General features: G+C 54.2%; 13 protein-coding genes, 1 pseudogene and 1 riboswitch. Of the genes and pseudogenes, 1 reads left to right on the forward strand and 13 read right to left on the reverse strand.

What is annotated here, in order from left to right; all coding sequences use genetic code 11:
• Positions 1 to 10: 10 nt before the first annotated feature.
• The 3 genes from sdaAB to KNP72_RS04550 all read right to left on the reverse strand — a co-directional run bounded on the left by sdaAB (position 11) and on the right by KNP72_RS04550 (position 2,813).
• Positions 11 to 673 (reverse strand): L-serine ammonia-lyase, iron-sulfur-dependent subunit beta, encoded by a 663-nt coding sequence (sdaAB, locus tag KNP72_RS04540; protein WP_021067084.1) that lies wholly within the window; start codon positions 671 to 673, stop codon positions 11 to 13.
• A 63-nt stretch (positions 674 to 736) separates the two neighbouring features.
• A complete protein-coding gene (locus KNP72_RS04545) occupies positions 737 to 2,428 on the reverse strand; it encodes a DAK2 domain-containing protein (protein WP_214832332.1) in 1,692 nt (563 codons plus the stop codon).
• A 22-nt stretch (positions 2,429 to 2,450) separates the two neighbouring features.
• Positions 2,451 to 2,813: an Asp23/Gls24 family envelope stress response protein gene (locus KNP72_RS04550; protein ID WP_016509701.1), complete on the reverse strand. Its 363-nt coding sequence runs from the start codon at positions 2,811 to 2,813 to the stop codon at positions 2,451 to 2,453.
• Between the two features lie 253 nt (positions 2,814 to 3,066).
• Between KNP72_RS04550 and rpmB the strand changes: the two genes are divergently transcribed.
• A complete protein-coding gene (rpmB, locus tag KNP72_RS04555) occupies positions 3,067 to 3,255 on the forward strand; it encodes a 50S ribosomal protein L28 (protein ID WP_015881349.1) in 189 nt (62 codons plus the stop codon).
• Positions 3,256 to 3,313: 58 nt separating this feature from the next.
• Here the strand turns inward: rpmB and KNP72_RS04560 are convergent, their stop codons facing one another.
• From KNP72_RS04560 to def, 10 genes and pseudogenes are all read right to left on the reverse strand, one after another.
• Positions 3,314 to 3,901, reverse strand: coding sequence for a thiamine diphosphokinase (locus tag KNP72_RS04560; protein ID WP_214832334.1), 588 nt, complete (start codon positions 3,899 to 3,901; stop codon positions 3,314 to 3,316).
• Positions 3,901 to 4,473, reverse strand: a complete 573-nt coding sequence (gene thiT / locus KNP72_RS04565; protein WP_021067081.1) for an energy-coupled thiamine transporter ThiT — start codon at positions 4,471 to 4,473, stop codon at positions 3,901 to 3,903. The genes KNP72_RS04560 and thiT overlap by 1 nt, the downstream gene beginning before the upstream one ends.
• 76 nt (positions 4,474 to 4,549) lie before the next feature.
• Positions 4,550 to 4,650: riboswitch (TPP riboswitch) on the reverse strand.
• Positions 4,651 to 4,669: 19 nt separating this feature from the next.
• Positions 4,670 to 5,326 carry a ribulose-phosphate 3-epimerase gene (gene rpe / locus KNP72_RS04570; RefSeq protein ID WP_029595716.1) on the reverse strand — a complete coding sequence of 219 codons (657 nt, stop codon included), beginning with the start codon at positions 5,324 to 5,326 and terminating at the stop codon, positions 4,670 to 4,672.
• 1 nt (position 5,327) lies between these two features.
• Positions 5,328 to 6,212, reverse strand: a complete 885-nt coding sequence (rsgA, locus tag KNP72_RS04575) for a ribosome small subunit-dependent GTPase A (RefSeq protein ID WP_214719457.1) — start codon at positions 6,210 to 6,212, stop codon at positions 5,328 to 5,330.
• A 44-nt stretch (positions 6,213 to 6,256) separates the two neighbouring features.
• Positions 6,257 to 8,209 (reverse strand): Stk1 family PASTA domain-containing Ser/Thr kinase, encoded by a 1,953-nt coding sequence (gene pknB / locus KNP72_RS04580; protein WP_251128879.1) that lies wholly within the window; start codon positions 8,207 to 8,209, stop codon positions 6,257 to 6,259.
• Complete coding sequence (locus KNP72_RS04585) at positions 8,206 to 8,940, reverse strand: Stp1/IreP family PP2C-type Ser/Thr phosphatase (RefSeq protein WP_214719459.1); 735 nt, start codon at positions 8,938 to 8,940, stop codon at positions 8,206 to 8,208. The genes pknB and KNP72_RS04585 overlap by 4 nt, the downstream gene beginning before the upstream one ends.
• 8 nt (positions 8,941 to 8,948) lie before the next feature.
• Positions 8,949 to 10,034, reverse strand: coding sequence for a dual-specificity RNA methyltransferase RlmN (rlmN, locus tag KNP72_RS04590; protein WP_021067076.1), 1,086 nt, complete (start codon positions 10,032 to 10,034; stop codon positions 8,949 to 8,951).
• Positions 10,035 to 10,036: 2 nt separating this feature from the next.
• On the reverse strand, positions 10,037 to 11,365 hold the full coding sequence (rsmB, locus tag KNP72_RS04595) for a 16S rRNA (cytosine(967)-C(5))-methyltransferase RsmB (RefSeq protein WP_214719460.1): 1,329 nt from the start codon (positions 11,363 to 11,365) through the stop codon (positions 10,037 to 10,039).
• Position 11,366: 1 nt separating this feature from the next.
• The gene (gene fmt, locus KNP72_RS04600; protein ID WP_353048446.1) at positions 11,367 to 12,281 is read right to left on the reverse strand and encodes a methionyl-tRNA formyltransferase; all 915 of its coding nucleotides are present in this window, start codon (positions 12,279 to 12,281) and stop codon (positions 11,367 to 11,369) included.
• A 45-nt stretch (positions 12,282 to 12,326) separates the two neighbouring features.
• A pseudogene (gene def / locus KNP72_RS16015) lies at positions 12,327 to 12,752 on the reverse strand (peptide deformylase); the annotation flags it as partial.
• Position 12,753: the final 1 nt, after the last annotated feature.

A 12,753-nucleotide genomic window follows, 5' to 3' on the forward strand; every position in this document is an offset into this window, starting at 1 on the left:
TGGTTTCTCCTTATTCCCCAAAGATGGCTACCCGCTCGATTTGAGGTAACCGCTCAATTTCCGCTAACACGTCTTTTGACAGATGTTCATCAATCTCAATCGCCATGAGCGCTTGCTTGCCTTTCTCGTGACGACTCACTTCCATATGCCCAATATTCAACTCATGCCGGGCCAAGATGCCGGTCACGGCCGCGATCGCCCCGAAGCGATCATGGTGCAACACGACGAGTGCCGGACCGCCGCCTGACAGTTTGAGCGGGAATCCGTTCAACTCGGTAATCTCGATCGTCCCGCCGCCGATTGAAATCCCGACGATTTCGAACGTACCATCCTCGTCCTCGAGGTGGACCCGGGCCGTGTTCGGATGGTCTGTCAACGCATCGCTCGTCTCAAAGACGACCTCGATGCCGCGCTCTTTGGCGATATCGAGTGCTTGCGGGATGCGCAAATCGAACGTATCGAAGCCCATGATGCCGCCGACGATGGCGACATCGGTACCGTGCCCCCGATACGTATCGGCGAACGACCCATAAAACGTGATGTGCGCGAGCCGTGGCGTACGGCCGAACAACTTCCCAGCCATGAGGCCGATGCGCGCGGCTCCGGCCGTATGCGAACTCGATGGACCGACCATGACCGGACCGATGATATCAAACACACTGCGATATTTCATCGCATTTCCCCCTTTCAAAAAAGCCCTACCTTCATTATACAGAAGGTAGGGCTGAGTTACAGCTTATTCCACACTAAAAATGTAGGAGTAGAGCGGTTGTTTCCCGTCATGGACCTCGATTTCAATCTCGTCGTTCTTCGACTCGATATACGCCGAGAGTGCTGCGACGTCTTCCGCTGACGAACCTTCGCCCGTCAAAATCGTGATGATTTCGTCATCAGCATCCACGAGCGCGTCGACAAGCGCTTTCGCCGCTTCGAGACTCGAAGCCGATGAGGCGACGATTTTCTTCTCGGCAATCGCCATGTGGTCGTCTTTACGAATTTCGACACCGTCGATGCTCGTATCACGAACTGCATACGTCACTTGACCAGACTTGACGGCGCTTGCCGCAGCCTTCATGCCGCGCTCGTTCGTTTCCACATCCGCTTCCGGATTGAAGGCGATCGCTGCCGCGAGTCCTTGTGGCACCGTCTTCGTCGGAATGACCGAGACGCCGCAAGGGGCGACCGAGGCCGCTTGTTCAGCAGCCATGATGATGTTCGAGTTGTTCGGGAAGATGAAGACGTGATCCGCGTTGGCCGCTTCAATTGCCTTGACGATATCTTCCGTCGATGGGTTCATCGTCTGACCGCCCTCGATGACGTGGGCCGCCCCGAGTGAACGGAACAATTCACTGACACCTTCGCCCATCGCGACCGTGACGATCGCGAACGGCGCTTTCGCCTTCGGAGCCGTCGGAGCAGCCGTTTGAACGCCGTGCTGGTTGGCGCCATGCTCTTCTTCTAAGATGGTCGAGTGCTGTTGACGCATGTTCTCGATTTTGACAGCGACGAGTTCCCCGTAACGCTGTCCTTTCGTGATGACGTCACCTGGCGTCTCGACGTGAACGTGAACTTTGAGCAACTCTTCGTCTGCGACGACGAGGAGCGAGTCACCGAGTTCAGACAATTCATTGCGGAACGTGTCCTCGTTGAACGGCGCGTCCTTCAATTTCTCGTCTTGGAACCGGACCATGATTTCCGTGCAATAGCCGAATTCGATGTCTTCCGTCGACATGAATCCTTGCGCGGCGTGGGCATGATGTTCAGCTTCAATGAGCGCATCCATGACCGGTGCATGTGGTTTCTCAAGTTCTTTGCCTTCGAGGCTTGCGAGGAACCCTTCATAAATGACGAGCAAGCCTTGGCCGCCTGAATCGACGACGCCGACTTCTTTTAAGACCGGCAATAAGTCCGGTGTCCGTTCGAGTGAAGCTTTCGCTTCGACAATCACGAGTTCCATGAACTCGTTGAAGTCGCTCGTCGACTCTGAAGCACGGAGCGCTTCGTCGGCCGCTTCACGAGCAACCGTCAAAATCGTTCCTTCAACCGGTTTCATAACCGCCTTGTATGCCGTATCGACGCCACGTTTCAACGCTTCGGCGAAATCGACTGTCGACACTTCTGTCTTGCCTTCGATTGCTTTACCGAAACCACGGAACAACTGGCTCAAAATAACGCCCGAGTTCCCACGTGCCCCCATCAAGAGACCGCGTGCAAACTTCGATGAGACGTCAGCGATATTCGCCGAGTTGAGTGCGGCCACTTCTTTCGCACCCGATGTCATCGTCAAATTCATGTTCGTCCCCGTGTCGCCGTCCGGCACCGGGAAGACGTTAAGCGAATCTACATAATCCGCATTCTGGCTCAAGTTGGCTGCACCGTTCGCGACCATGTTCGCGAACACCAATCCATCTAAACGTTTTAAACCCACACCAAATCCTCCTTCGTTCTCGTCAGTCATTCGTCAGACGAACGCCTTGTACGAATATGTTTACCGACGAAACGTTTAATCCTAAAGTTTCACCGAGCGTGTATTTTACACGGCTTTGCACGTTGTATGCGACTTCCGACACTTTCGTCCCGTAGCTTACAATGATGTGCATGTCGATATGTACGTCTTCTCCATCTTGACGTACGACCACGCCTCGGGCGTAGTTTTCACGTTTCAATAGTTCTGCGATCCCGTCTTTCAATTGAGCTTGAGACGCCATTCCCACAACGCCGAAACATTCCATCGCCGCACCGCCTGCGAGTGTCGCGACCACGTCGTTCGTGATGTCAATATTGCCATATGTTGTCTTCATTTCAATTGCCATATGGAGTAGCCTCCTTTATTCGGAATGATTCCTTCACTACATTCTACAATAAGTACCTAGTTATTAAAAGAACCTGCTCCATAAACTCGGTCAATTGTAGCCGTAACCCTCATTCATTATTAAAATCCTTTCCAGTAATGTCAAGTTTTTTTCTTGTCATCCTATGATTTTCTAGTTGCATCGTGAAAAAACCCGTGCTAATATAAACGAGTGTCTATTAGGACGAACCCACATAAAAAAGGAGGGGAAACGCATGGCACGTAAATGCTACGTAACAGGTAAATCACCTAAATCAGGTAACAACCGTTCGCACGCACTCAACAAGACAAAACGCACTTGGGGTGTAAACGTACAAAAAGTTCGTATTCTCGTTGACGGTAAACCTAAACGAGTTTGGGTTTCAGCTCGCGCTCTTAAATCAGGTCTCGTCGAACGCGTATAATTTTTATACACGAACGAAATAAATCCCAGCGGCATTCGCCGATGGGATTTTTTTGTGTTCATTTTTTGACATACAGCATGAGCACCATACCTTCGTGCACGATCAAGTCCGCCGTTTCATCGTCCCATTCGTTCGAGATGGTGAGCGCCTCATGGCTGACGACATCGTGACGGTCGAGCGGATATTTGACGCCGCGGATGGTCACGTTCGCCTGTTTCCATGGGATGAGCGACAAATAGTGACCGTCTTGACGCGGGAGTTCATAGCGTCCCGACCCTACGAGTCGTACCGTCTGCCCTGCCGTGACAAGACGCATCTCCGGATACGCCTCGAGCAGACCGATATTGCTGAGCGTCATATCGAGCCGGCCGCCGAGCGCGCCGTATACGAGCATCTCAGTCGCGCCATGCCCCCGTGCCGCCTCGAGAGCGATCTCGAGGTCGGTCACATCTTTCTCAGATGGATAACGGACGGCGTCGATCGGCACTTCGCCCGTGAAGGAGTCGAAATCGCCGACGACGAGATCTGGGTTCAGCCCGTGGTTCAACAGTGTCTCGTACCCCCCATCGACGCCGATGATGTAATCGACGTCACGCGGGAGTCCCGAGATTGGTTCCGGGCTGGCCGCCACAATCAACACCCGCATTAGCGGACGTCCCGGGTCGCGAGCGTCGCGAAGCGCGGCGCCGAGACGAACAAGAGGACGAGGACGACGGCCGACACGAGGAAGGACGGGAGCATGTACGTCATGTTATAGGCGAACGAGTAGGCGACGACCGGACCTTCCGCGTATTCGGCGAAGAAGACGATCCCCGACAAGACGTGGGCGCCGTAACGAAGCAGTGAGCCGAGGAGCGCGCCGAGCACCAAATAGACGACGAGCGTCTTTTTTGCCTCATCTTTGGCGGCTCGTTTCACTTGACCCGCGAACAGTCCCGCCATACCGACGACACCGTAAGCGAACGTGTAGTCGAGCAGGAACTGGACCGGCGTGAAGATGTAGGCCCCGAACAGCAATTGCAGCGTTCCGACGAGTGCACCGGTCGCAAGTCCGCCTTTCAAGCCGTGACGATACGCCATCACGAAAATCGGCAACATCGCCAAGCTGATTGACCCGCCTTGCGGCATCCGGAACGGGATGAGCAAATCAAAAATCAAACCGAGTGCGGCGAACAATGAGATTTCAATGAGCGCCTGTAATTTTAAACGTTGTTTCATCTATTTCCCTCCTTAAATTATGAGCGAACGACAAAAAGCAGCATGACGTAAACGCCATGCTGCTATCGAGTAGCAACGTGCATTTTCGCCACATCCCTACGTCCGTGTGAACGGAACAGGTTCAAAGGGTTAGCGTATGCCTCTCAGCCACAGAATGTGACACCCCTTGCGACAATATTTGTTGTTCTATGGACGATTATACACGAGATGCGTTGCGAATGCTATCGATTGCGTCTTTATAGCTCGGCTCGTTATAGATGGCCGAGCCGGCCACGAGCACGTCAGCACCGGCATCGATACATAATTTCGCCGTCTCCGCGTTGACGCCGCCGTCAATCTCGATTTCAAAGTCGAGACGGCGCGCTTGGCGCATCTCGTTCAACGCCGCGATTTTCGGCACGACCGATTCGATGAACTTCTGACCCCCAAAGCCAGGGTTCACCGTCATGAGAAGGACCATGTCGACGTCACCGAGCACGTGTTCAATCAACGATAGCGGCGTATGCGGGTTGAGAACGACGCCACACTTGGCTCCGGCCGCCTTAATTTGTTGAAGCACGCGATGCAAATGGTTCGTCGCTTCAACGTGAACTGTGACGATATCCGCTCCCGCTTTGATGAAGTCTTCGACGAAGCGCTCCGGCTGGTCGATCATTAAATGGACGTCGAGTACCATGTCCGACTTCTTCCGTAAGCTTGCGAGTACCGGGAGACCAATCGAGATGTTCGGGACGAATTGACCGTCCATGACATCAAAATGGATATAATCCGCGCCGGCTTCTTGGACCGCCTTCACTTCTGCCTCTAGGTTGGCGAAGTCCGCCGCTAAAATTGATGGTGCAATTTTAATCATGTCAGTACCTCCGTTGTCTATCGTTTAACTCTGCCATAAACGTAACATAATTCTCGTAACGGGTGGAAGCGATTTCTCCCGCCTCGACGGCCGCTTTGACGGCACAACCCGGTTCGTTCAAATGGGCACAGCCCCGGAATTTGCAGTCGTCATGCCGTTCGACAAACTCAGGGAAGCACCAGCGCATCTCCTCGACTGCGAGTTCTTCTGGGAACTCGAGGCTCGAGAAACCAGGCGTGTCAGCGACGAGCCCGTCAGCGAGCGTGATGAGCGTGACGTGACGCGTCGTGTGCTTGCCTCGGCCGAGCGACTTCGAGATTTTCCCGGTCGCGAGTTCAAGTTCCGGCGCGACCGCGTTCAAGAGTGAACTCTTGCCGACACCGGTCTGTCCGGCGAACACGCTCGTCTTCTCCTTAAACGACCCACGAATTTGTTCGATCCCCGCCCCGTTCTCCGTCGACGTCTCGATGACCTCATAGCCGATTGACCGGTATAAAGCTGCTGCTGCTTGAATCGTTTCGAGCTCCGACTCCGTCAACAAGTCCATCTTCGTTAAGACGATAATCGGGTGGACTTGCTTCGATTCGATTAAGACGAGGAAACGGTCGAGCAGATGGAACGAGAACGCCGGTTCCTTGACCGAGAACAGCAGGAACGCTTGATCGATGTTAGCAATCGGCGGGCGGACGAGATGGTTCGACCGCTCGTCGACGGCCAAGATGTAGCCTGTGCCGTCTCCTTGGTCTTGGATGTCGACATCATCGCCGACGACCGGCGAGATGTTCCGGTTGCGGAAATTGCCGCGGGCGCGACAACGGATCTCTTGTTTCTCTTCCGTCATGACATCATAAAACCCGCCTTGTAATCGAATAATCGTACCTTTCATCCTATGACCTCCTTAGAAAAAGAGGCGACGCGCACGCCACCTCTTCATTGTGAATCTTTTGCTTGTGCGTACGTCACCGTATCCGTTCGGACGACTTCCCCGTCGACTTCGATCGTCGCGGTTCCGACTTCGTCCGGTGCAATGACGAGTGTATACGAGTAAGTCGTCGTCTCCGTTATCTTATCACGCAACACTTCGACTTCGCCACGGGCGTCTACCGTCCGAATGACGACATCGAGTGCCACAGGTTCTTCGCCTTCAGCAGGCGGATCGATTTCGACGTTGACTTCCCGTTCAATCGAGACGTCGGTCGGTTCGACCCCTTGCGACACGATGACGGTCAATTCCGTCCCCGGGTCGACGGCTGTTCCGGCCGTCGGTAACTGACGAATGATTTGGTTGGCGGGCACGCTCGTTGAATACTCGTCTCGTTTGACGATTTTCAAGCTATTCTGTTCGGCGTACGTCGTCGCCTCCTCAAACGTATACCCGGCTAAATTGGCGAGTTCGACTTTATTGCTACCGGTCGAGACGACGAGCGTCACCGTCTCTTCAGACGGGACGACCTCGTTGTCCGGAGCAATCGATTGGGAGATGACATCGCCGCTATCGACCGTCTCCGACGCCTCGGATTGAATTTCGATATCCGCAAAGTCGAGGTCTTTGAGCGTCCGCTCGGCCGCCGACTGAGACAATCCTTCGACGTCCGGCATCGCAACCGTCTCTTTCCCGGCCGACACGACAATCGTCACGGTCGTTCCGCGTTTCGGTTTCCGACCGGCTTGCGGTGTCTGCGAAATGACGTCGCCAGCGGCGATGTTATCGCTCGCCCGCTCTGTCGCTTCGACGACAAAACCGGCTGTTTCGAGTTCGGTCGTCGCTTCGTCGTTCGTCATCCCGACGACGTCTGGCACGACGGCACGGGACATCTCATCGGCGATGACATATGCCCCGATTCCGCCGCCAATCAACAAGAAGAGGAGTAGGAGCCATAGCCACCACTTCTTCTTCCGTTTCGGCTTCGGGTTCGCTGTCTCAGGTTCGCTCGGTGCGACCGGTTGTTCCGGTGTCTCTTTGACGTTCGGTTCGTCCGGGACGACCGGTGACATGACGAGCGTCTGATCGAATGCGTCCTGTTCCGTACTGAGGCGTTTCGGTTCGTTCGCACGTTCCGGGTCGAGCGCCGTCATGCAATCCTTCTTAAAGGCGGCGACCGATGTGTGACGGGCGCCCGGTGATTTCGCCAGCGCCTGCATGATGCAGTTCTCAAGCGCTTGCGGGATGTTCGGGTTCAAATCCATCGGTCGAATCGGGTCGTCTTGCAAATGTTGAAGTGCGACGGCGACTGGCGTCTCCCCGATGAACGGAACGCGTCCGGTCACGAGTTCATACAGGACGGCACCGAGTGAATAAATATCTGACTTCTCATCGGCGAACTTTCCGCGCGCCTGTTCTGGAGAAAAGTAATGGACCGAGCCGAGCACTGACATCGTATGGGTCAGCGTCGCGTTCGACATGGCCACCGCAATCCCAAAGTCAGTCACTTTGACGTTGCCGCTCTGATCAATCATCATGTTTTGCGGTTTGATGTCCCGATGAATGATTCGATTCGCATGGGCATGGTCGATGGCATCACAAATCTGTCCCATGATGCGAAGCGCCTCGTCGACAGATATGTACTCTTCTTGCAAATATTGTTTGAGCGTCATCCCATCGACGTGTTCCATGACGATGTAATAGATGTCACGCTCGTCTCCGACGTCGTAGATGGCGACGATATTCGGATGGTTCAGACTAGTCGCCGCGTGGGCTTCCCGTTCGAACCGGCGTATAAATTGTTCGTTATGCGAGAATTCAGATCGCAACACCTTGATGGCGACGGTTCGGTTTAAAATTTCATCGTGAGCCCGGTAGACATTTGCCATGCCGCCGCTGCCGATTTGCTGTTCGATCCGATAACGATCGTTGATTCGTTCTCCACTTCGCATCGGATTCATCCTCTCTTTCTATCTGTGAACTGGACGAGGGCAACGGTGATGTTGTCACTCCCACCCAAACGGTTGGCTTGATCGATTAATTGATCCGCCTTGACGTCCGCCGAGACGGGACGTTTCAAGACTTGCTTGATCTCCTCATCAGTCAAATGAGTTGTCAAGCCGTCCGTACAGATTAAAATCGTGTCAAACTCGGGTTCGGCAAACACTTGCAGATCAGGTTCGACATGCTCATTCGAGCCGATTGAACGGGTGATAATGTTACGTTTCGGATGGACGCGCATCTCTTCCTCGGTCAATTCGCCGAGTTGTTTCAACACGTTCACGTAGGAATGATCTTCCGTCAATTGTTGCAGCTTATCATCTCGCAAGGCATACACACGACTATCCCCGACGTGGACGATAACAATCGTCTCGTCGTGCCAACAGACACCGGCGATCGTCGTCCCCATCATGAGGAGGTTGGCTTGTTTCGAGAAATCGAGCACTTGATTATTGGCCAGTTCCACGTTTTGGCGGAACCAATTCTCCATCTCCATCGGCGAGGCCGGAAGCGTCGAGAAGGCACGGCGAAACTGCTCGATGACGAGCTGACTCGCGACCTCCCCGGCTTCATGTCCTCCCATCCCGTCGGCCACGAGAGCAATCCCGGCATGTTCGTCCCCTAAAATCAAGACGGCATCCTCGTTCTGTGCTCTCACTTGGCCTCGGTCGGTTCGGTATGCTAACTCCATCTTCGTGATTACCTCGTTTCTTGTTCGCGCTCCTTCGCTCGAAGCTGCCCACAAGCCGCATCGATATCCGAACCTTGTTCGCGACGAATCGTCACGTTCACTTTTCGATCTTTGAGCACTTTTTCAAAGGCAAAAATTTGTTTACGTGGTGTGCGGACGTAATCGCGCTCGAGCACGTGGTTGACTGGAATCAAGTTGACGTGGCATTTGACGCCTTTCAACAAGTCAGCGAGTTGATGCGCGTGTTCTTCCGTGTCGTTAACCCCGCCGAATAAACCGTATTCGAACGTGATGCGGCGACCGCTCTTCTCTGTATAGTAGTTGACGGCTTCCATCAACTTGTCCAAGTTGTAAGCACGGTTGATTGGCATAAGGCGTGTCCGAATCTCCGTCGTCGGCGCGTGAAGCGAGATTGCGAAGTTGATGCGCATGCCTTCATCGGCAAACTTGTAAATCTTCGGTACGATCCCACTCGTCGACACGGTGATGTGACGTGAACCGATGTTCAAGCCGTCATCGTGGTTGACCGTGCGCAAGAAGCGCATCAATTCGTCGTAGTTATCGAACGGTTCGCCGATTCCCATGACGACGACCGAGTCGACCCGCTCTTCGCTCGCGTCGAGCGCGCGCTGGACGTCGAGGACTTGGGCCGTGATTTCACCGGCCTCTAAGTTACGTTTCAAACCACCGAGCGTCGAAGCACAGAACGTGCAACCGATACGGCAGCCGACTTGTGTCGTGACACAGACCGAGTTCCCGTACTCATGGCGCATGAGCACCGTCTCGATCGAATAACCGTCTTGAAGCTCGAACAAGAACTTGATCGTCCCGTCCTTTGATTCTTGACGGACGAGTTCTTTCAACGTCGTCAATTGGAACGCCGCGTCTAATTTTTCGCGGAGCGGTTTCGAGACGTTCGTCATATCGTCGAACGATGTCACGCGCTTGACGTACATCCAGTCATATAACTGTTTCGCGCGGAATGATTTTTCTCCTGCCTCGATGAGCCACTGTTCGAGCTCTGAGTACGTGAGGGAATAGAGAGACGGCTTGGCACCGACCAATGGATTTTTTTCAACTGCTTTTGGGTTCATGTTTATACCTCTTTCTTGAATGCGGCGATATAGAAACCGTCCGTCCCGAACGACGTCGGGAGTAATTTGAGTTCAGCGCGGTCCGATGACACCATCGGGCGCAATACTTGTGGAAGACGGTCTTGGAGTGTCTCATCCCACGTCAATCCGGTCGACAAAATGTAATCGGCCTGCTGTTCATTCTCAGTAGGGTCGATGGTACATGTCGAGTACACTAGCGTACCACCTCGTTTGAGCAGTGGCAAGACGGCGTCAATGATTTCGCGTTGGACTTTCGGCAGTCCGGCGAGGGCGGACTTGTCTTTCGTCCATTTGATATCGGGCTTGCGGCGGATGACACCGAGTCCTGAACATGGGACGTCGAGTAAAATCCGGTCGAAGCTCTCCGGTTCAAATTTGTCCCCGGCCTGACGGGCATCGAGGGCAAGTGCGGTCACTCCATCGATATGCAGACGCTTCGCTTGACGTTCAATCAATTTCGCTTTATGCGGGTGCAAGTCGAGGGCGACGAGCGTTCCACCATCCATGCGTTCCGCCGTATGCATCGCTTTTCCACCTGGTGCGGCACATGCGTCGAGGACGCGTTCCGTTTTCCCGGCTTGAAGCGCATCGGCGACGATCATCGAGCTCTCGTCTTGAATCGACAACAAGCCCATATCGATGAACGCTGTCGCATGCACGTTCCCGGATTCGATGATGAGACCGTCCGCTGACAGTTCCGAACGTGTCGCGACGACATCGACTTCGGCGAGCCGCTCAATCATCTCTTCGACCGTGACCCGCTGGCGGTTGACCCGCACCGTGACCGGAGCCGGCTCATTGTTCAATTTACACATCGCCTCTGTCGTTTCGACGCCATACGTCTCTACCCATTCGGCGACGAGCCAATCGGGATGGCTATGTTCGATGGCGATCCGTTCAGCGTCCGGAAGCGTGCTCAAATCCGGGAACCCGTCCCGAATGACGTTGCGCAACACGCCGTTGACGAACTTGCCGGTACCCGAATGGCCCCGTTTTTTCGCAATCTCGACCGCTTCGTGCAAGACGGCACGATCCGGGATCTTGTCGAGATAAAACAGTTGATAGACGCTCATCCGTAAGAGTGGCAAGACGAAACGGTCCAGTTTTTTCGGGTTTTGGACCCGTTTCTCTAAAATATAATCGAGCGTCCGTTTGCGGCCGAGTGTCCCATAGACGAGTTCCGTGTATAGGCCGACGTCTTTCGTCGCCAATTTCTTCTGTTTCAATAAATCGTTGACCGCAATCGTCGAATAGGCGCCGCCTTGTTCGATTTTGATTAGCGTATCCAGTGCTGCAACTCGTACGTTCATATTATCCTCCTAGTCGATCGCCGACTTGTAACTTCTGGCCGGCCCCACGCATAAATGTGGCCCCGTCCATTCGTTTTTTACCAGATGGTTGCAAGTCGACCACTTTAATGGCGACCGCGTCGCCTGTCGCGACGACAAATCCATCCGCTTCAAGCCGGACAATCGTTCCCGGTTCACCCGTCCCTGTCGTTTTCAATCCGAAGAACAGTTTGACCCGTTCACCGGCAATCGTCGTATACGCTGTCGGGAACGGATTCATCCCTCTGATGTGGTTATAGATGTCTGCGCCGGAACGGGTCCAGTCAATCTGTTCCCGCTCCCGGCTGATGTTCGGTGCGAACGTGACGTCACGCTCGTCTTGCGGTACGGCTTCAATCCAACCGGCGAGGAAGGCAGGAAGCGTCTTGAGCAACAAGTCCGACCCTGCGACCGCGAGCTTGTCGAATAACGTGCCGACCGTGTCCGACTCTTCAATCGGGACGACCGTGTTGGCAATCATATCGCCTGCATCGAGCTTGTCGACCATATACATGATTGTGACGCCTGTCTCCTTGTACCCGTCGAGAATGGCTTGATGAATCGGCGCACCGCCCCGATGTTTCGGCAATAGCGAGGCGTGGACGTTGATGGCGCCATGTTTCGGTGCTTCTAACAGCTCGGTCGGGACGATTTGTCCGTACGCCGCCGTCACGATCAAGTCCGGCTCGAGTGCCAAGATGTCCTCGTAATCGGTCCGCACCTTCTCAGGTTGCAATACCGGGATGTTGTGGCGCAAGGCACACTCTTTCACCGGCGTCGGTTTCAGTTCGCGTTTGCGTCCGACCGGCTTGTCCGGTTGCGAGACGACACCTACGACATTGTATCCTTCTTCGAGCAAGCGCTCAAGTACGGAGACGGCAAACGTCGGTGTGCCCATGAAGACGATGCGTTGATCCGTCCCTTTGTCCGGCACGGCGAGCTTGTCCGTGAACAGTACCCCGTCCAAATGGTCGATTTCATGTTGAATCGCGCGGGCGAAGAAACCGCTCGCCTTCACTTCTTGATAGCGGCCTTTCAAATCCTGCGTCTTGACGACGATTGTCTCGTGGCGTTCGACGAAACCGAACTCACCCGGGATGCTCAAACAGCCTTCAAGGCCGACCTCGGTCCCCGATGTCTCGATGATCTCCGGATTGATCAATACGAGCGGTCCCGTCTCATCATCCGTATGGACGACGGCTAGCCGTTGATTCAAATTGACCTGGGGAGCGGCCACGCCGACCCCATCATATTCATACATCGTGTCGAACAGTCGATCGACCGTCTGACGCAATTTTTTATCAAACTTTGTCACCGGATCACACGTGACCCGTAAAATCTCATTTGGAATCTCTACTACTTTATACATC

The sequence above is a fragment of the Exiguobacterium sp. s152 genome (assembly GCF_018618335.1).
Taxonomy (GTDB): domain Bacteria; phylum Bacillota; class Bacilli; order Exiguobacteriales; family Exiguobacteriaceae; genus Exiguobacterium; species Exiguobacterium chiriqhucha.